The organism is Ideonella livida (assembly GCF_010499455.1).
GTDB classification, from domain to species: domain Bacteria; phylum Pseudomonadota; class Gammaproteobacteria; order Burkholderiales; family Burkholderiaceae_C; genus Ideonella; species Ideonella livida.
The window spans coordinates 232,801-251,838 of record NZ_JAAGOH010000001.1 but is presented as its reverse complement, the minus strand read 5'-3'; the positions used below and the strand labels follow the sequence as shown (position 1 = coordinate 251,838).

The following is a 19,038-nucleotide window of genomic DNA, read 5'->3' as shown; positions in this document are numbered from 1 at the left end:
CGAACGCCGCCATGGACACCCGGGTCCCGTCTGCCGCTGCCCATGCTTTGCCGCCCGAGCCTCCGGCTGGCGTGCCGCTGCGGCTGCCGGTGCACCCGGGGCGTTTCCTGGAGCGGCAGTTCCTGCAGCCCCTGGGCATCAGCCAGACCCGCGCTGCGGCCCTTCTCGGCGTCTCGCGCCGGCGGGTCAACGAACTGGTGATGGGCCACCGGGCCATGTCGCCCGATACCGCGCTGCGCTGCGCCATTGCCTTTGGCACCACGGTCACCTTCTGGCTGCATCTGCAAGTGCAGTGGGACGCCTGGCAAGCCTGGCGCGCCCTGCGTGGCCAGGTGCGTGCCGGGCAGCCCTTGCCGCCGGTGGTGGTGGCAGGCGCGTCCGGCCCTTCGCAGGCCGCGGCCCGGCGCCTGCGCCGCCGGGCCGCGGCGGCGCCGCACACCGCGGCCTGACGCCGCTGCGGCCTCTCCCCTCCATTTTCTTGACGAGTTACCGCCCCATGACCTCCCGCCTGCCCGTTCCACCCTGTAACCCCCTGGGTGACAGCCCGGCCGCCGACATGGCCGATCCCGACGACCTCATCGTGGTACTGGGCATCGGCAACGTGCTCTGGGCCGACGAGGGTTTTGGCGTGCGCTGTGTTGAGGCCCTGCAGCAGGGCTGGGACTTCGCCCCCCATGTGCGCCTGGTCGATGGCGGCACCCAGGGCCTGTACCTGCTGCAGCAGGTGCAGGCCGCGCGCCAGCTGCTGATCTTTGACGCGATTGACTACGGCCTGGCCCCCGGCACCCTCAAGCTGGTGGCCAACGACGAGGTGCCGCGCTTTCTGGGCGCCAAGAAGATGAGCCTGCACCAGACCGGCTTTCAGGAGGTGCTGATGCTCTCCGTGCTGACCGGCCACTACCCCGAGCAGGTGCTGCTGGTGGGCTGCCAGCCCGAGGAGCTGGAAGACTACGGCGGCAGCCTGCGCCCCAGCGTGAAGGCCGCCATGGGCCCAGCCCTGGCGGCGGCCGTGCAGCGGCTGGCCGACTGGGGCGCCCGGCCGCGGCCGCGCCAGGCCGCGCCCGCCGGCGCCGAATGCGTGACCGTGCCCACGCTGGCGCTGGCCGCCTACGAGAGCGGCCGCCCTGGCGCCGACCAGGCCTGCCGCCTGGGCGACGAGCGCTTTCTGGTCCAGCGGACGGGACAGGAGGCCTGAGCCATGTGCGTTGGCATACCCATGCAAGTGCAGGCCGTGGAGGCCGGCTGGGCCCAGGTGGCCGGCCGCGGCGAGCGCAAGCGGGTGAACTGCGTCTTGCTGCCGGAGCCCCCCGCCGTGGGCGACTGGCTGCTGGTCTTCATCGACGGCGCCCGCGAGGCGCTCAGCCCGGCCCGCGCCGCCGAGGTCAACGCTACCCTGGACCTGGTGGCCGCGGCCATGGGCGGCTGGGCCGCGGGGGCCCAGGCCGACGCCGCCTTCGCCCTGCCTTCGGCCATGGACCCGGCCCAACTCGCCGCCCTGACCGGGGGCCCCGCCGTGCCTTGAACCCCCCGGGCCTACCGCCCCATCCCCGTCACCTCGGCATCTCCACGCCTACCGTCCCACCGCCACCGTTTCATACCCCACGCCATGACCACCGCCATCGCCCCCGTGCCCCAGCCCGCCGCCTCCACAGACCGGCCCACACCGCTGCGTGCCCCCACCGAGCACGCGCTGGTCTGCCGCCTGGCCGATCAGTTCGGCGCCGACTGGATCACCCCTGACACCCTGGCCGCCTTCACCGTCCGGGGCGGCGACCAGGTGCTGTTCTTCAGCGGTGATCCGGTGCGATTTCCCGAGGGCCTGGACGTGGCCGTGGTGCTGCCCGAGCTGCAGAAGGCCTTTCCCGGCCGCTTCAGCGTGGGGGTGGTGCGCCGGGAAGGCGAGGACGAGGTGGCCCGGCGCTACGGCGCCCAGCGCTGGCCCTCGCTGGTCTTTCTGCGCGATGGCCAGTACGTGGCCACGGTGGCCGGCATGCTGGACTGGACCGACTATGTGGAGCAGGTGGGCCGGGCCCTGGCCACCCCGGCCAGCCGCCCCCCCATTGCCTTGGTGAGTGGCCACGGCGCCGCCAGCGGCTGCCACTGAGACCACCGCCGCCGTCCTGCAACGCCCACGCCCCGCACCTCACGCACCCGGAACCCCCCCAATGAACCCCGACTTCGCCGCCAAGCCCTTTCCCATCCCCGTCGTCGCCCTGGGCGCCGGCAGCCAGCCCACTGAGGAGGGGCTGGAGGTGCTGCAAATGCCCAGCGGCATGGCCACCTACCGCGCGCCTGTGCTGCCCGAGCCCGAAGACCTGGCCGGCCACGACGGCGCGGTGGGGGTGCTGCGCCAAGCCTTGGCCCACCTGCACCAGGCGGTGGCCGGCCAGCCGGTGAGCGCCATCGACCTGGGCGGCCTGGCCCCGGCCGACCTGCAGCTGGTCAACCAGGTGCTGGGGGAAGGGGAGGTCAGCGCCCAGGTGCTGCGCCGGCCCGGCGACATGGCCGGTGGCGCCCAGGTCCGGGTGCAGGAGTCGGTGTTTGCCGGCGTCTGGCGGGTGGTGCTGCAGGCCGACGACGGCCGCCAGCACGACTGGATCGAGATCGGCCCGGTGCCCGAGGTGCTGGTGCACGCCGCCCAGGAGGACGGCCGCCATGCGCCTGCGCCACTGCCCCTGCCGCCCGGGGTGCTCAACGCCCGCTCGGTGCTGACCGAGCTGGCTGCCCACCGCCAAACCTGGCGGGCCGGCCAGCCGGCGGAGGTGGTCAACCTCTCGCTGCTGCCGCTGGCGCCCGAGGACATCGCCTACCTGGACGCTCAGATCGGCACCGGCCGCGTGCTCATCCTCTCGCGTGGCTACGGCAACTGCCGCATCACCAACGCCTGCGTGCCCCACACCTGGCGGGTCGTGTACTACAACTCCCAGGACACGGTCATCCTCAACGCCGTGGAGGTGGTGCGCATCCCCGAGGTGGCCTGCGCCGCCCCCGAAGACCTGGCCGACTCCGCCGAGCGCCTGCACGAAGTGCTGGCCTGGGTGGAGCAGGGCTGACCGCCCGGGAGCACCGCATGGACGCCACCTCTCCGCGCTTTGAAGGCAGCTACCTGGGCGACCGCAGCCGGCTGGACCCGGCCTCGCGCCTGGAATGCAAGATCTGCTGGTGGGTGTACGACCCCGCCACCGGCGACCCGCAGTGGCAGGTTCCCCCGGGCACCGCCTTTGCCCAGCTGCCCGCGCATTGGCGTTGCCCCCAATGCGATGGGGCCGCCGACCAGTTCATGGTCTTGGACTGAGCGGCGCAAAGGCCGTGCGTTCTTCACCCCTGTCCGCCATGACCCCGAACTCTTACCCCGATGCCCTGGCGCCCGCCCAGCGCCTGGTGCACCGGCTGCAGGTGATGGAGGCGCACTACCGCCACATCGCCACTACCCGCATGGCCGGCATGCCGCTGCTGCACCCTGGCCTGCGGGTGCAGGCCCTGGGCTTTGAGCTGCAGCCGGCCATGGTGCAAGAGAACGAGCGCCTGCCCTGGGCCTGCGGCGTGCTGGTCACCCCCTGGTTCATGAACCTGGTGCGCCTGCCCCTGCTGCGGCAGGACGCGGTGGCCGCCGTCACCGCGGGCTGGCTGGCCGCGGGTGAGCGGGCTTGGCGCCGCCTCGGCGGCCACGAACTTGACTTCATCGGCGCCTTCGAGGGCAGCGGCATGGCCGGTGAGCTGGGCGCCCTGGAGGTCTGTTCCCTGTTCTCGCCCATGCAGGGCTTTGCCGACCATGGCGCCGCCGTTGCCACCGGGCTGGAGGTGCTGCGCCAGCTGCGGCAGGCCCCCATGGCCGGGGCGGCCGCCCCCGCCACGCCAGCCGCCACAGCCCTGCCACCGCCGGCCTTGCCCCCGGTGCCAGCACGGCGCGGCTTTTTGCTGGGCCGCTCCGCCCTGGGACCGCAGGGGTCGGCATGAACGCGCCCGACCTGCCCCTCACCGACCAGCGGGCGGCGCCCGGCACTGGGCCGGAGGCGTTGGCCGGCCGGGTCACGCTGCGCCCGGGGCCGGGGCCCCGCGCTGTGGTCAGCACCCGGCCTGACTGGGTGCCGCGCCTGGCGCGGGGCCAATCGGCAGCCGCCTGGCCTGGCCTGCTGGCCACCGTCTTCAGCCTGTGCGGCCATGCCCACCGCTGGGCCGCGCAGCAGGCCATTGCCGCCGCACAGGGGCGGGCCCCGGTGCCCACCGACGAAGCCCGGCAGCGTCACCGGCTGGCCACCGCGCGGGAGCAGGTGCTGCGCATCACCCAAGACTGGCCCGCCCTGCTGCCGGGTGAACCCGCCGCCCCTGCCGCCGCCGTGTTGCTGCGGGCCTGCCCGCTCTGGCGCGACGACTGGGCTCCCGCCGACCGATTGGCCGCCTGGCCCGACTGGCTGGCGCAGAAGTGGCTCGGCCAGCCCCCGGCCGACTGGCTCAAGGCCCACGAAGACCGCCCCGACGGCGCCGCTGCCCTGGCCTGGGCGCAGCGGCAGGAGCACGCACTGGCCCGCCTGTTGCGGCGTCAATGGCCTGCCCTGGTCACGCTGACCACACCCGCCTGCGCCCTGGCGCCGCTGCGTGAACCGGCGGTGGCCCTGCCCTGGCTGGCCCAGCGGCTGCATGAAGGCCACGCGGCGCCGGCCGGTGCTCCCGCCTTCGCCCAGCAGCCGCATTGGCGGGGGGAGGTGCCGGACACCGGCCCCTGGTCGCGCCATGGCGACCCGCTGTGGGCCCCGGCCCACCATGCCGGCACCCGCCTGCTGGCGCGCTTGGTGGAGGTGCTGCGCCTGGCCGCGCCGCAAGGCGCGCACTGGCTGGACCTGGGGGCCATGCCCCTGGGCCCCGGCCGTGGCATCGCCTGGATCGAGATGGCCCGGGGCCTGCTGGTGCACCATGTGGCGCTGGACCCGACCGACCCCGGCCGCCTGCTGGCCGCCCAGGTGCTGGCCCCCACCGAGTGGAACTTTCACCCCCAGGGCGTGCTGGCCCAGGCCCTGCAGCGCCTGCCCGCGGCCGATGCCGACGGCGCGCGCCGTTTGGCCGTGGCCTTTGACCCCTGCGTGGCCTTTGACATCGACGTGAACCGGAGCCCCGACCATGCATGAACTCAGTCTGGCCGGCGGCGTGTTGCGCCTGGTGGAGGACGCCGCCGCCCGCGAGCGCTTCACCCGGGTCAGCCAGCTGCGCCTGGAGGCCGGTGCCCTGGCCGGCGTGGAGGTACGGGCGCTGCGCTTTGCCCTGTCCACCCTCACGCCCGGCACCGTGCTGGCCGGCGCCGACATCCTGATCGACGAGCCGCCCGGCACCGCCTGGTGCCTGGGCTGCAACAGCAGCGTGCCCATCCGCAGCCGGCTGGACGACTGCCCGAGCTGCGGCAGCGCCCGCCTGCAGCCCACCAGCGGCACCGAGCTGCGCGTGGTGGACCTGCTGGTGCACGATGACCCGGCGCCCGCCACGCCCTGAGCCCTTTTCCTCCCCCAACACCCCAAGCCTCGATTTCAGGAGCTGCCCCATGTGTGTCGTCTGCGGTTGCGCCCCCGGCGCGGCGAACGCCCCCCACGAACATGACCACGGCCATCCGCATGCCCATCCGCATGCCCATGACCACGCCCATGCGCCGGCCCCCCCCGCCAGCGTGGCCGCCGTGCTGCCCAATGGTGACCTGCACTACGGCGCCGGCGCGGCCCGCGTCTCGGTGCCGGGCATGAGCCAAGCCCGCGCCATCAAGCTGGAGGCCGATGTGCTGGGCGAGAACAACCGCCTGGCCGCGCAGAACCGGGCGCATTTCGCCGCGCACGGCGTCACCGCCTGGAACCTGGTGTCCAGCCCCGGCTCGGGCAAGACCACGCTGCTGTGCGCCACCATCCAGGCGCTCAAGGCCCGCGCCCCCGGCCTGCCCGTGGCCGTGATCGAAGGTGACCAGCAGACCAGCCACGACGCTGACCGCATCCGCGCCACCGGCGCCCCGGCCATTCAAGTCAACACCGGCAAGGGCTGCCACCTGGATGCCCAAATGGTGGGCGAGGCCTTTGGCCGCTTGGACCTGCATGGCCATGCGCACGGTCACGACCACGACCACGACCACGCGCACAGCCACGCGCACAGCCACGACCACGACCACGCCGGCCCCATCCTGTTCATCGAGAACGTCGGCAACCTCGTCTGCCCGGCCATGTGGGACCTGGGCGAAGCCGGCAAAGTGGCCATCCTCTCGGTCACCGAGGGTGAGGACAAGCCCATCAAGTACCCGGACATGTTCGCTGCGGCGCGGCTGATGATCCTCAACAAGGTGGACCTGCTGCCGCACCTGGACTTTGATGTCGCCCAGTGCATGGACTACGCCCGGCGGGTGAACCCCGGCATCGAGGTGCTGTTGGTCTCGGCCCGTACGGGCACCGGCATGGACGCCTGGCTGGACTGGCTGCTGCAAGCCCCCACCTCGGCCGCCACCGCTGCGCCTGCGGCGGCCGACCCCTTGGCGGCCGAGCTGGCTGCCGCCCGCGCCCGCATCGCCGAGCTGGAAGCCCGGCTGCAGTCGCAGGGCTGACCCCCTACGCCCACGCCGCGCCGTACCCCCATGGCCCAGGACCCGTCCACCCGTTCGCCCGCCGCCGCGCTGGCCCCCGCGCCGGCGCTGTCCCGCTGGGCGGTGGCCGTGCAGGGCGCCGTGCAGGGCGTGGGCTTTCGGCCCTGGTGGGTGCGGCAGGCGGCGGAGTTGGGCCTGAGCGGCTGGGTGCGCAACGGCGGCCAAGGCCTGCGGCTGGAGCTGCAAGGCCCCGAGGCGGCCTTGCACGAGGCGCTGCGCCGCCTGCGCCAGTGCCCGCCGCCGCTGGCGCGCATCAGCGCCATCCGCCAGCAGCCGCTGCCGTTGGACGCCGCCGCGCCGGCGGGCCGTTTTGAGATCCACGCCAGTGAGCAGGGCGCCACCCCCGGCACCGGCCTGCCGCCCGACACCGCCCCCTGCGCGGACTGCTTGCACGAGTTGTTCGACCCCACCAACCGCCGCTGGCGTCACCCCTTCATCAACTGCACGCAGTGCGGGCCGCGTTTCTCCGTCACCCGCGCCTTGCCCTATGACCGGCCGCAGACCAGTCTCGCCGGCTTCGCCCTGTGCCCGGCCTGCGCGGCCGAATACGCCCACCCCGCCGACCGCCGCCACCATGCCCAGCCCATCGCCTGCCCAGCCTGCGGCCCGCGCCTGGCGCTGTGGACGCCCGATGGGCGCGAATGCGTGGAGGCCGGTGACGCCCTGGCCGCCGCCGTCGCCTGCCTGCGTGCCGGCCAGGTGCTGGCCATCAAAGGCGCAGGCGGCTACCACCTGGTGGCCGATGCGCTTCAGCCCGAGCCCCTGGCCCGCCTGCGCGCCGCCAAGCAGCGCGCCAGCAAGCCCTTTGCCCTGATGCTGCCCACCGTGGCCAGCGCCGCCCTGTGGGTGCAGGCCGGTCTGGGCCTGCCCGCCGGGGCTGTGCGTGAGCAGGCGGCCGCTGAGGTGCTGGCCACCTTGACCAGCCCGGCCCGCCCCGTCCTGCTGCTGCCCTGCCAGCCCGGTGTGGCGGCTGCCCACCCCGGCGTGGCCCCGGGCCTGGCCGAGTGGGGCGTGATGCTGCCCGCCACCCCGCTGCATGAGCTGCTGGTGCATGAAGCCCTGGGCCGCCCCGCCGGCACCGCCTGGCGTCAGCAGCCCCAGCCCGGCCTGCTGTGGGTGATGACCAGCGCCAACCCCGGCGGTGAGCCCTTGGTGACCCGTGAGGCCGAGGCCCTGAGCCGCCTGGCCGCGCTGCAGGCCGACGGCCGCCCCCTGGTGGACGCGCTGCTGGTGAATGACCGCGAGATCCTGGGCCGGCTGGACGACAGCGTGCGCCGGCCGATGGTGGCGGTGTCCACGCCACCGACGGGGCCTGCCACGGGTCCTGCCACGGGGGGTGGCCCTAGCCGGGGCATGGAGGCGGCCGCCCCCACCGTCCGCTTCCCCTTCGTGCGCCGCGCCCGGGGTTACGTGCCCGACCCCATCCCGCTGCCCGCCTGGGCCGCCGAGGCGCCGCCCGTGCTGGCCACAGGGGGTTGGCTCAAGGCCACCGTCTGCCTCACCCGGGGGGCTGAGGCCTTTTTCTCGCCTCACGTGGGCGATTTGGGCAGCGTCGCCAGCCGCCAGGCGTTGGTGGAGTCGGCCGAGCGCCTGTGCCAGTTCTTGGCGGTGCGGCCTGCCGCCGTGGCCCATGACCTGCACCCCGACTTTTTCAGCACCCAGCACGCCCAGGCCTTGGCCGCCGGCTGGGGCGTGCCCGCCGTGCCGGTGCAGCACCACGCCGCTCACGCCGCCGCTGTGCTGGCGGAACACGGCCACGCCGGCCCAGCCCTGGCCCTGGTGCTGGACGGCACCGGCCTGGGCGATGACGGCCAGGTCTGGGGCGGCGAGCTGCTGGCGCTGGCGCCCGGCGCGGCGGCTCCGGTGCGGCGGCTGGCCCACCTGCCGCCGCTGCCCCTGCCGGGGGGCGACAAGGCCGCCACCGAACCCTGGCGCCTGGCCGCCGGCCTGCTGGCCCAGGCGGGCAGGGGGGCGGAGCTGGTGCAGCGCTGGCCCACCGTGCCCGGCGCAGGCGCCTTGGCGTCGTGGCTGCAGCGCCAAGCCAGTACCTGGGGCCCGGCGGGGCAGGGCGGGGCGGTGGCCTCGGTGGCCGCCACCCGCAGTGCCCTGGCCGCTGCCCGTTGCACCAGCGCCGGCCGCTGGTTTGATGCCGCCGCCGCCTTGATCGGCGGCCTGAGCCACCAAAACCATGAGGCCGAGGCCGCCATGCGGCTGGAAGCCTGGGCGACCCAGGCCGGTGGCTTGGCCGTGCCGCCCTGGCCGGGCGCGTGGCAGGTGGATGCGGCGGGCACCCTGCATTGGCCGGGCCTGGTGGCGCGCTTGCTGGACGCCGCCCCGGAGGTCGCACCTGGGGTTCCCTCCGGGGGGGCCGCAGCCGAGGTGCCAGCCCCTCAAGCCCAAGCTGCCGCCGCTTTCCACCACACCCTGGTCCAGGCCCTGGCCGCCTGGGTGCAACACCATGCCTGCGCCCAAGGCGTGGGCACCGTCGCCCTGGGCGGCGGCTGTTTCATCAACCGCCTGCTCAGCCAAGGCCTGGTGGCCCGGCTGCAAGCCGCTGGCCTGCTCGTGCTGCACGCCCAGGCCGCCCCGCCCGGTGACGGCGGCCTGAGCCTGGGCCAAGTCCAAATGGCCGCTTGGCGCCTGGCGGCCCGTCCCTGAACCCACACCCCTCATCCGCGAGACCCCACCACCATGTGCCTGGCCCTACCCGCCCGAGTGATCGAATGCCGTGAGGACGATCAACTGCTGATCGACCTGGGCGGCATCCGCAAAACCGTCAGCGGTGCGCTCACCCCCGGTGTGCAGCCGGGCGCGTACGTCATCGTCCACGTGGGCCATGCCATCGGCGTGATCGACGCGGAGGAAGCCGAGCGCACCCTGGCCCTGTTCGCTGAAATGGCCGCGCTGGACGCCGCCGCGCCAGGCGATATCGCCACTGCCCCGGGAGCCGCCGCATGAAGTACATCGACGAATTCCGCGACGGTGCCCTGGCCCAGGGCCTGGCCGGCCGCATTGCCGCCGAGGTGCAGCCCGGCCGCCGCTACCACTTCATGGAGTTTTGCGGCGGCCACACCCACGCCATCTCACGCTACGGCATCACCGAGCTGCTGCCGGCGGCGGTGCGCATGATCCACGGCCCTGGCTGCCCCGTCTGCGTGCTGCCCATCGGCCGGGTGGACCAGGCCATTGCGCTGGCGCTGGGCCCCGCGGGCGACGGCACCGACGGCGTGATCCTCTGCACCTATGGCGACGTGATGCGGGTGCCGGCCAGCCAGAGCCTCAGCCTGATGAAAGCCAAGGCCCGCGGCGCCGACATCCGCATGGTCTATTCCGCCGCCGATGCGCTGAAACTGGCCCTGGCCCATCCCGACCGTGAGGTGGTGTTCCTGGCCATCGGCTTTGAGACCACCACCCCGCCCACCGCGCTGGTGGTGCGCCAAGCGCAGCAGCGCGGCGTGGGCAATTTCAGCGTGCTGTGCCACCACGTGCTCACGCCCAGCGCCATCACCCACATCCTGCAAAGCCCGGAGGTGCGGCAGTGGGGCACCGTGCCGCTGGACGGTTTCATCGGCCCGGCCCATGTGAGCATCATCATCGGCAGCGGCCCCTACGAGCACTTTGCCGAGGAGTACCGCAAGCCCGTGGTCATCGCCGGCTTTGAGCCGCTGGACGTGATGCAGGCGGTGCTGATGCTGGTGCGCCAGGTCAACGCCGGCCGCGCCGAGGTGGAAAACGAATTCACCCGCGCCGTCACGCCCGAGGGCAACCTGGCCGCCCAGGCCGTGGTGAGTGAGGTGATGGAACTGCGCCCCAGCTTTGAATGGCGCGGCCTGGGTGAAGTGCCCTACAGCGCGCTGCAACTGCGCCCGGCCTATGCCGCGTTTGACGCCGAGCGCAAATTCGGCCTGCGCTACCAGCCCGTGCCCGACCACAAGCAGTGCGAATGCGGCGCCATCCTGCGCGGCGTCAAGCGCCCCACCGACTGCAAACTCTTCGGCACCGTCTGCACGCCCGAAAACCCCATGGGCTCCTGCATGGTGTCCTCCGAGGGCGCCTGCGCCGCCCACTACAGCTACGGCCGCTTCCGCGACATTCCGGTGGTGGCGGCGTGATGACTTACTTGCGCAGCGTGGCGTGGGATCAGGCGGGCGGGTGGCCCTGCGCCGCTCATGTCCTCCGACCCTCGCCTGCGGCGCGGGTCTCCCCCTTGACTTCGCTCTGCAGGGCCACCCACCCGCCTGATCGGGTACGCCCTGTGGCCTGCCCACCGTGGCCAGCCTCCAGCCGTCGAACACAGGTGAGGGGTGTGCCGTGGGGCGAGGTCAAGGAGGAGGCCGCAGGCCGGGGGACACGAGCCCCATGGCGCACCCCTCGCCTGTGCACGCCCACCTCTGCCTGATGCCCAGCCCCCACACGACCTGAATCCACCCCACCCCATGACCGCCAAAAAAGACTACGTCCGCCCCCTGGACTTCAAAACCGGCCGCGTGGACATGAACCACGGCGCCGGCGGCCGGGCCAGCGCCCAGCTCATCCGCGAGCTGTTCGCCAGCGCCTTTGACAACGAATTCCTCCGCCAAGGCGACGACGGTGCCGCGCTCCCCGCACCGCCCCCGGGCCACCGCCTCGTCATGGCCACCGACGGGCACGTCATCTCCCCGCTGTTCTTTCCTGGCGGCGACATCGGCTGCCTCAGCGTGCACGGCACCTTGAACGACGTGGCCATGATGGGCGCCCAGCCCCTGTACCTCTCCGCCAGCTTCATCCTCGAAGAAGGCTTTCCGCTGGCGGATCTGAAACGCATCGTCCAGTCCATGGCCGCTGCGGCGGCCGAGGCCGGCGTGCCCATCGTCACCGGCGACACCAAGGTGGTGGAGCAGGGCCATGGCGACGGTGTCTTCATCAGCACCACCGGCCTGGGCGCGCTGCCGCCGGGCCGGCAAATGGGCGGCGCCCGTGGCCGGCCGGGTGATGTGGTGCTGGTCTCGGGCACGATGGGCGAGCATGGTGTGGCCGTGCTCTCGCTGCGTGAATCGCTGGAGTTTGAGACTGCCATCACCTCCGACACCGCCGCCCTGCACACCTTGGTGGCCGACCTGCTGGCCGCCGTGCCCGAAGGCGCGGTGCGCACCCTGCGTGACCCCACCCGCGGCGGCCTGGCCACCACCCTCAATGAAATCGCCGCACAAAGCGGCGCCGGCATGCTGCTGCAAGAAGCCGCCATCCCCATGCTGCCCCAGGTGGAAGCCGCCTGCGAGTTGCTGGGCCTGGACCCGCTCTACATCGCCAACGAAGGCAAGCTGATCGCCATCGTCGCGCCTGAGGCGGCCGACGCCGCGCTGGCGGCCCTGCGCGCCCACCCCCTGGGCCGCCAGGCTGCGCGCATCGGTGTGCTCACCGACGACCCGCACCACTTTGTGCAGATGGCCACCCGCTTTGGCGGCCAGCGCGTGGTGGACTGGCTCAGCGGTGAGCCCCTGCCGCGCATCTGCTGAACCCGTTACCCCCACAGGAGCCTGCCGCCCACCTGACCTGCCTGCGCCGGCTCGGCCCGCCGGCCCCGCCACACCCACAAAAGAGGAGACCCCCATGGCCCTGCTGTCCGAGACCATCTTCCGCAAGACCGCCGCCGGGCAGGCCGCGCTGTCGCGCCACGACGCGGCGCAGGCCGCCACCGTCAGCCTGACCCCCCGGCTGCGGGCGCTGCTGGTGATGGTCAACGGGCGGGATGCGGCCGGCAAACTGCTGCTGCAGGTGGCCGAGGCCGGCTCCGAGCGCCAGGCCGAGGCCCGGCAGGGCCTGCGCCTGTTGCAGGAGGCGGGATGGATAGAAGCCGCCGGTGTGGCCGTGGTCGAGGTGAACAGCCGCAGCTTCGGCTCCCGCCTGCGGGCGGGGCCCGACACGGCGGAACACCAGCCACCTGAGGCGCCAGCCGACGCGGCGACCCTGGCTCAGGCCCGCCAGGCCCTGATGCCCCGCTTGTTGGAGCACTTTGGGCCCGACGCCCCACGCGTGGCGCAGCGCGCGCTGCAGGCCACAGGCTGGCGCGAGTTCAACGCCGGGCTGGACGACATTGCCGCCCGGCTGGCCATCCACATGGGCCGCAAGGCCGCCCGGGCCCTGTTGGCCGATCTTCACCACTGAGACCCAAAGACCGTGTGGGCTGAGACCTTCCCCGCGGCGGCGGGCCGCCCGCTGCGCCTCCTGCTGCTGTGCCACAGCTTCAATGGCCTGAGCCAGCGCTTGTGGGCGGACCTGCGCGCGGCCGGCCACACCGTGTCGGTGGAGCTGGACATTGCCGACGCCGTGACCGAGGAGGCGCTGGCGCTGTTCCAGCCCGACTTGCTGCTTGCGCCCTTTTTGAAGCGACGCCTGCCCGAGGCGATCTGGCAGCGCCTGCCCTGCCTGATCGTGCACCCCGGCCCGCCGGGTGACCGCGGTCCCAGCGCGCTGGACTGGGCCGTGCTGCGCCCGCCCGGCGCCTGGGGCGTGACCGTGCTGCAGGCCGACGAAGGGCTGGACACCGGCCGCGTCTGGGCCAGCGCCGGTTTTGCACTGCGCCCGGACGTGCCCAAGAGCAGCCTGTACCGCCATGAGGTGAACGTCGCCGCCAGCCGCGCCGTGGCCCGCGCCCTGGCGCGGTGGGTGCAAGCCCGCCGCCAGGCCCCGTCGGTCACGGCGGGTGAGGGGGCCCCGTCCCTGCCTGGCGGTGCCCAAGACTGGCGCGCTGACCTGCCCGACGCCCTCGAGCCGCCCGCCACCCTGGGCTGGCAACCCCTGCTGCGCGCGGCCGATCGCACCCTGGACCTGGCCACCGCGACGCTGCCCGAGTTGCGGGCCCACTTGAACGCCGCCGACGGCCATCCCGGCCTGCCGGCCACCCTCTGGGGCCAGCCCTGCCGCATGTTTGACGGCCATGCCGCCACGGCCGCGTCCCTGGCCCAGGCCGTGGCCGCCGCCCGCGCCCGCGGCGTGGCGGCCCACCCCGGGCAGTTGCTGGCACGGCGCGGTCCGGCCGTGCTGCTGGCCTGCCGCGCCGGCGACGGCGCCCTCAGCCCGGACGCACTGCCCTGGCCCGCCGATGACGACGGCCAGCCCCTGGCCGGCCTGTGGGTGGGCCAGGTGCGGCGCCCGCAGGCGCCGTGGACGGCCGGCGCCGCCCCCTGCGGCCCGGCGGCCGGCCTCAAGCTGGCCACCACCCTGGCGTTTGATGCGCAAGCCGCCGCGCTGCCCGAGCTGCCCGTGCCGCTGCAGCGCCCCAGCCACCCTGCGGCCGGCGGCCTGCCGGAGCCGCTGGAGTGGGACGAACTGCACTACCAGCGCCTGGGCCCGCCTGGCGCGCAGGTGGGCTGGCTGCGTTTTGCCTTCCACAACGGGGCGATGAGCGAGCGCCAGTGCCGGCGCCTGGCCGCCGCCCTGGCCGAGGTGGCGCAGGACGACACCCGGGTGCTGGTGCTGGCCGGCGGACCGGATTTCTTCAGCAACGGCATCCACCTGCATGAGATCGAGGCGGCGGCCCACCGGCCGGGAGACAGCGCGGCCGACGCCTCCTGGCGCCACATCGAGGCGATGGACGATGCCGCACTGGCCGTGCTGCAGTGCACCGGCAAGCTCACCGTGGCGCTGCTGCGCGGCAATGCCGGAGCGGGCGGTTGTTTTCTGGCCCTGGCCGCGGACCAGCTCTGGAGCCATGCCGGCGTGGTGCTCAACCCGCACTACAAGAACATGGGCAACCTTTACGGCAGCGAGTACTGGACCTACACCCTGCCGCGCCGCGTGGGCGCCGAGCGGGCCCGTGAGATCACGCAGGGCCGCCTGCCCCTGGGGGCGGCGGCCGCGCAGGCGCTGGGCCTGCTGGACGCGGTGCTCACCCCCGCCAGCGCCGGGCTGGAGCAGGCCGCCCTGGACCGTGCCCTGGCCTTGGCCGCCGACCCGGCGCTGCCCGCCACGCTGGCGGCCAAGCAGGCGCGCCGCGCCGCCGATGAGGCCGCCAAGCCCCTGGCCGTCTACCGCGCCGAGGAGCTGGCGCGCATGCGCCGTAACTTCTACGGCTTCGACCCCAGTTACCACGTGGCGCGGCATCACTTTGTGTACCGCAGCCCCGAGGCCTGGACCCCGCGCCACCTGGCGCTTCACCGCTGAGCGTCCCCCCTGCGGGTCCGCCCGGGCCCGCGCCCCGGCCCCCCGCCGGCACAATCGACCGACCCGCCGTCTCCCCATGTCCGCTGATTCCTTCCTGCCGCCTCCTGTGCCACCGGCCGACGACCTGCCCCTGGTCCTGGTGGTGGACGACGAGGTGCGCTCCCAGGACGCCATGCGCCGCACGCTGGACGAAGACTTTCGCGTGCTCACCGCCGGCAGTGCCGACGAGGCCCGCGACTGGCTGCAGCGCCAGGAGGTGGACGTCATCCTCTGCGACCAGCGCATGCCCGGCCAGACCGGCGTGGCCTTCCTCAAGGAGGTGCGCGAGCGCTGGCCCGAGACGGTGCGCATCGTCATCAGCGGCTACACCGACAGCGAGGACATCATTGCCGGCATCAACGACGCCGGCATCTACCAGTACATCCTCAAGCCCTGGGTGCCCGACCACCTGCTGCAGACCGTGCGCACCGCGGTGGAGGCCCGCCACCTGCAGCGCGGCCTGAGCCGCCTGGAGCTGGACCTGCGCGCCGGCGCGCCTGCCCTGCGCGAGCGGCGCCAGCGCCGCCTGGGCGAAGCCCGGGCGGCCTTCGACTTCGAGCGCATCGTGCGGGCCCCGGGCAGTCCGCTGGACGGGGTGTGCGACATGGCCGCCCGCCTGGCCCGCTATGACCTGCCGGTGCTCATCCTGGGCGAGTCCGGCACCGGCAAGGAGCTGCTGGCCCGTGCCCTGCATTACGCCAGCCCGCGCCATGCGGGCCCCTTCGTGCTGGAGAACTGCGCTGCCATCCCCGACACCCTGCTGGAGAGCGAGCTCTTCGGCCACAAGCGCGGTGCCTTCACCGGCGCCTTTGAGGACCATGTGGGCCTGTTCCAGCGCGCCCACGGCGGCACCGTCTTCCTCGACGAGATCGGCGAGACCTCGCCCGCCTTCCAGGTCAAGCTGCTGCGGGTGTTGCAGGAAGGTGAGCTGCGCCCGGTGGGCTCGCCGCGTGCCGTGCCGGTGGATGTGCGCGTGGTGGCGGCCACCCACCGCCAGCTGGAGGAGGAGGTGCGGGCCGGTCGCTTCCGCGAGGACCTGTACTACCGCATCGCCGGCGTCACCCTGCAGATGCCCGCCCTGCGCGAGCGTCCGGGCGACGTCGCCCCCATCGCCCAGCGTCTGCTGCAGGACGTGGGGGCCGAGCTGGGCCGGCCGGGCCTGCGCCTGGGCGACGATGCCCTGGCCTGCCTGGTGGCCTACCCCTGGCCCGGCAACATCCGCGAGCTGCGCAACGAGATCGCCCGCGCCATCGCCCTGAGCGAGGGCGCCGAGCTGCCGGCCGCCGCCTTCTCGCCGCGCGTGTTGCGGGGCCGTGCCGGCACCCGCCTGCCCGATCCCGCCGGCCAGCCGGGCCTGCCCGCCAGCGGCACCCTGCAGGAGCGCCTGGAGGCGGTGGAGGCGATGGTGCTGCGCGAAGTGCTGCTGCGCCACCGCTGGAACAAAACCCGCGCGGCGGCCGAGCTGGGCCTCTCGCGCATGGGCTTGAGGGCCAAGCTGCAACGCCTGGGCCTGGACGAGGCCCCGTTTCACGCAGGAGCGTCCGCATGAATCTGCTCTGGCTGCAATCGGGGGGCTGCGGCGGCTGCAGCATGTCCCTGCTCAACGACGAGACGCCCGACTTCATGGGGCAGCTCCAGGCCGCCGGCATCCGCCTGCTGTGGCACCCCTCGCTGTCGCTGGAGAGCGGCGACGAGCTGCTGGCCGTGCTGGAGGACTGCCTGCAGGGCCGGGTGGCGCTGGACGTGCTGGCGGTGGAGGGCTCGCTGCTGCAAGGGCCGCAGGGCACCGGCCGCTTCCACCTGCTGGCAGGCACCGGCGTGCCCATGGTGCAGTGGGTGCGGCGCCTGGCCGGCGTGGCCCGCCATGTGGTGGCCGTGGGCGCCTGCGCCGCCTGGGGCGGCGTCACCGCCGCCGGGCCCAACCCCACCGAAGCCTGCGGCCTGCAGTACGACGACGACGTGCCCGGTGGCCTGCTGGGCGCTGATTTCCGCGCGGGGGACGGTCTGCCGGTGGTCAACATCGCCGGCTGCCCCACCCACCCCGGCTGGGTGATGGACAGCCTCATGGCCCTGGCGGCCAACCAGTTCAGCGCCGCCGACCTGGATCCGCTGCAGCGCCCGCGCTTCTATGCCGACCAGCTGGTGCACCACGGCTGCACCCGCAATGAGTTCTACGAATTCAAGGCCAGTGCCGAGAAGCCCAGCGACCTGGGCTGCATGATGGAGCACATGGGCTGCAAGGGCACCCAGGCCCATGCCGACTGCAACACCCGGCTGTGGAACGGCGAGGGCAGCTGCACCCGCGGCGGCTACGCCTGCATCAGCTGCACCGAGCCCGGTTTCCAGGACCCCGGCCACCCCTTCCATGCCACGCCCAAGGTCGCCGGCATCCCCATCGGCCTGCCCACCGACATGCCCAAGGCCTGGTTCGTGGCCCTGGCCAGCCTGAGCAAGAGCGCCACCCCCAAGCGCGTCAAGACCAACGCCACGGCCGACCATGTGGTGACGCCCCCCGTGGTGCGCCGCACCCGCCTGAAGTGAACCCCCGCCCCGTGCCGCCCATGCCCGATCCCGATGCCCCCGCGACCCCGCCCGCCGGCACCCGCCGCCTGCTCATGGGCCCTTTCAACCGCGTGGAGGGGGACCTGGAGGTGCAGCTGACGGTGCAGGACGGCCGGGTGGCGGCCGCCCAGGTCAATGCCACCATGTACCGCGGCTTCGAGCAGATCCTGCCCGGGCGCGACCCGCTGGACGCGCTGGTCATCGTGCCCCGCATCTGCGGCATCTGCTCGGTCTCCCAGTCGGTGGCCGCGGCCCAGGCCCTGGCCGACGCCGCCGGGGTGAGCCCGCCGCCCAACGGCCTGTTGGCCACCAACCTCATGCTGGCCTGCGAGAACCTGGCCGACCACCTGGCGCACTTCTACCTGTTCTTCACCCCGGATTTCACCCGGCCGGTCTATGCCGACCGCCCCTGGCATGCCGAGGCCTGCCGCCGCTGGTCCGCCCCCAGCGCCGCCGACCGCCTGGCCGCGGTCGTCCAAGACGGGCCTGGCGGTGGCGGGCCGGCCGCCCCCTGCGGCCAGGGCCTGCATGCCCGCCAGGCCCTGGCCGCCCGCCAGCGCTGGTTCACGCTGCTGGGCACCCTGGGCGGGCGGTGGCCCCATACCCACGCCGTGCTGCCGGGCGGCAGTTCGCGGGCCCTGGAGCCGGCCGAGCGCATCCGGCTGCTGGCCAAGCTGCGGGAGTTCCGTGCCTTTCTGGAGCAGGTGCTCTTTGCCGCCCCGCTGGAGGAGGTGGCCGCGCTGGCCGACGAGACCGCCCTGGCCGCCTGGCAGGCCCGGGACCCCGGCCGCGGCGATCTGCGCCTGTTCCTCACCGTGGCCGCCGACCTGGGGCTGGACCGCCTGGGCCCCGGGCCCGGCCAGACCTTGAGCCTGGGCGCCTACCGGTTGCCCGGCGGCGGGCATGCCCTGGCCGGCGGGGTGTGGCGCGACGGCGGGCTGCAGCCCGTGGACACCGGCCGCATCACCGAGGACTGCACCCACGCCTGGCTGGCCGACGCCGGCGGCCCCCTGCACCCGGCCCGGGGCCTCACCCGGCCCGATCCCGACAAACCGGGGGCCTACACCTGGAACAAGGCCCCGCGCCTGGCCGGTCAGGTGGTCGAGACCGGCGCCCTGGCCCGGCAGCTGGCCAGCGGCCAGCCGCTGGTGGCCGCGCTGGTGGCGCGGGCCGGGTCCTCGGTGCTGGCCCGGGTGCTGGCGCGTCTGCTGGAACTGGCCCGGGTGCTGCCGATGATGGAGGGCTGGCTGGGCGCCATCGTGCCGCGTGAGCCGTTTGCCGTCCCCACGGTCCTGCCCGAGGAGGGCCAAGGAGCCGGCTTCACCGAGGCCGCCCGCGGCAGCCTGGGCCACTGGCTGCGCATCGAGGGTGGCCGGCTGGCGCACTACCAGATCGTGGCGCCCACCAGCTGGAACTTCTCGCCCCGTGACGCCGCAGGCCGCCCCGGGGCCCTGGAGGCCGCGCTGGCCGGCGCCCCGGTGCGACCGGGTGAGACCCAGCCGGTGGCGGTGCAGCACATCGTGCGTTCCTTCGACCCCTGCATGGTCTGCACGGTGCATTGAGACCGTCCGGCCCGCGTCGGCGGCCGGGCGGCCCCCACCGCCGGACGGGCGTTGCCGCCATGATCTGTCCGGTCGTGGCAGCATCGGGCCTCTGCCGGTCCCAAGAGGCCGCGCGTTGAGGAGACACGA

The 19,038-nt window shown here is 73.8% G+C and carries 19 protein-coding genes; all 19 read left to right on the top strand.

Annotation, left to right across the window (positions count from 1 at the left end; all coding sequences use genetic code 11):
- Nucleotides 1–11: 11 nt before the first annotated feature.
- The 19 genes from G3A44_RS01235 (at nt 12) to G3A44_RS01145 (ending at nt 18,909) form a co-directional block, all read left to right on the top strand.
- Nucleotides 12–449 carry a HigA family addiction module antitoxin gene (locus G3A44_RS01235; protein WP_163455662.1) on the top strand — a complete coding sequence of 146 codons (438 nt, stop codon included), beginning with the start codon at nt 12–14 and terminating at the stop codon, nt 447–449.
- Nucleotides 450–556: 107 nt separating this feature from the next.
- The gene (locus tag G3A44_RS01230) at nt 557–1,195 is read left to right on the top strand and encodes a HyaD/HybD family hydrogenase maturation endopeptidase (RefSeq protein WP_239061633.1); all 639 of its coding nucleotides are present in this window, start codon (nt 557–559) and stop codon (nt 1,193–1,195) included.
- A gap of 21 nt (nt 1,196–1,216) precedes the next feature.
- Nucleotides 1,217–1,522, top strand: a complete 306-nt coding sequence (locus G3A44_RS01225) for a HypC/HybG/HupF family hydrogenase formation chaperone (RefSeq protein WP_375138610.1) — start codon at nt 1,217–1,219, stop codon at nt 1,520–1,522.
- 84 nt (nt 1,523–1,606) lie between these two features.
- Nucleotides 1,607–2,104: a thioredoxin domain-containing protein gene (locus tag G3A44_RS01220; RefSeq protein ID WP_163455659.1), complete on the top strand. Its 498-nt coding sequence runs from the start codon at nt 1,607–1,609 to the stop codon at nt 2,102–2,104.
- 61 nt (nt 2,105–2,165) lie between these two features.
- Nucleotides 2,166–3,053: a hydrogenase expression/formation protein gene (locus tag G3A44_RS01215; RefSeq protein ID WP_163455658.1), complete on the top strand. Its 888-nt coding sequence runs from the start codon at nt 2,166–2,168 to the stop codon at nt 3,051–3,053.
- A gap of 17 nt (nt 3,054–3,070) precedes the next feature.
- Nucleotides 3,071–3,295: a rubredoxin gene (locus G3A44_RS01210; protein ID WP_163455657.1), complete on the top strand. Its 225-nt coding sequence runs from the start codon at nt 3,071–3,073 to the stop codon at nt 3,293–3,295.
- A 38-nt stretch (nt 3,296–3,333) separates the two neighbouring features.
- Nucleotides 3,334–3,957 carry a [NiFe]-hydrogenase assembly chaperone HybE gene (hybE, locus tag G3A44_RS01205; RefSeq protein WP_163455656.1) on the top strand — a complete coding sequence of 208 codons (624 nt, stop codon included), beginning with the start codon at nt 3,334–3,336 and terminating at the stop codon, nt 3,955–3,957.
- Complete coding sequence (locus G3A44_RS01200; RefSeq protein ID WP_163455655.1) at nt 3,954–5,123, top strand: hydrogenase formation protein; 1,170 nt, start codon at nt 3,954–3,956, stop codon at nt 5,121–5,123. Before hybE ends, G3A44_RS01200 begins: the two co-directional genes overlap by 4 nt.
- Nucleotides 5,116–5,481, top strand: coding sequence for a hydrogenase maturation nickel metallochaperone HypA/HybF (locus G3A44_RS01195; RefSeq protein WP_163455654.1), 366 nt, complete (start codon nt 5,116–5,118; stop codon nt 5,479–5,481). The genes G3A44_RS01200 and G3A44_RS01195 overlap by 8 nt, the downstream gene beginning before the upstream one ends.
- 49 nt (nt 5,482–5,530) lie before the next feature.
- Nucleotides 5,531–6,565, top strand: a complete 1,035-nt coding sequence (gene hypB / locus G3A44_RS01190) for a hydrogenase nickel incorporation protein HypB (protein ID WP_163455653.1) — start codon at nt 5,531–5,533, stop codon at nt 6,563–6,565.
- A 30-nt stretch (nt 6,566–6,595) separates the two neighbouring features.
- On the top strand, nt 6,596–9,262 hold the full coding sequence (locus tag G3A44_RS01185) for a carbamoyltransferase HypF (protein WP_163455652.1): 2,667 nt from the start codon (nt 6,596–6,598) through the stop codon (nt 9,260–9,262).
- A gap of 33 nt (nt 9,263–9,295) precedes the next feature.
- On the top strand, nt 9,296–9,562 hold the full coding sequence (locus G3A44_RS01180) for a HypC/HybG/HupF family hydrogenase formation chaperone (protein WP_163455651.1): 267 nt from the start codon (nt 9,296–9,298) through the stop codon (nt 9,560–9,562).
- Nucleotides 9,559–10,716 (top strand): hydrogenase formation protein HypD, encoded by a 1,158-nt coding sequence (gene hypD / locus G3A44_RS01175; RefSeq protein ID WP_163455650.1) that lies wholly within the window; start codon nt 9,559–9,561, stop codon nt 10,714–10,716. Before G3A44_RS01180 ends, hypD begins: the two co-directional genes overlap by 4 nt.
- A 324-nt stretch (nt 10,717–11,040) precedes the next feature.
- Nucleotides 11,041–12,099: a hydrogenase expression/formation protein HypE gene (gene hypE, locus G3A44_RS01170; RefSeq protein ID WP_163455649.1), complete on the top strand. Its 1,059-nt coding sequence runs from the start codon at nt 11,041–11,043 to the stop codon at nt 12,097–12,099.
- Between the two features lie 94 nt (nt 12,100–12,193).
- Nucleotides 12,194–12,748, top strand: a complete 555-nt coding sequence (locus G3A44_RS01165) for a hypothetical protein (RefSeq protein WP_163455648.1) — start codon at nt 12,194–12,196, stop codon at nt 12,746–12,748.
- Between the two features lie 12 nt (nt 12,749–12,760).
- Nucleotides 12,761–14,746, top strand: coding sequence for an enoyl-CoA hydratase-related protein (locus tag G3A44_RS01160; RefSeq protein ID WP_310734303.1), 1,986 nt, complete (start codon nt 12,761–12,763; stop codon nt 14,744–14,746).
- Between the two features lie 76 nt (nt 14,747–14,822).
- Nucleotides 14,823–16,334, top strand: a complete 1,512-nt coding sequence (locus G3A44_RS01155) for a sigma-54-dependent transcriptional regulator (protein ID WP_163455647.1) — start codon at nt 14,823–14,825, stop codon at nt 16,332–16,334.
- On the top strand, nt 16,331–17,326 hold the full coding sequence (locus G3A44_RS01150; protein WP_163455646.1) for an NADH-quinone oxidoreductase subunit B family protein: 996 nt from the start codon (nt 16,331–16,333) through the stop codon (nt 17,324–17,326). The genes G3A44_RS01155 and G3A44_RS01150 overlap by 4 nt, the downstream gene beginning before the upstream one ends.
- A gap of 20 nt (nt 17,327–17,346) precedes the next feature.
- The gene (locus G3A44_RS01145) at nt 17,347–18,909 is read left to right on the top strand and encodes a nickel-dependent hydrogenase large subunit (RefSeq protein WP_163455645.1); all 1,563 of its coding nucleotides are present in this window, start codon (nt 17,347–17,349) and stop codon (nt 18,907–18,909) included.
- The last annotated feature ends 129 nt before the right edge of the window (nt 18,910–19,038 follow it).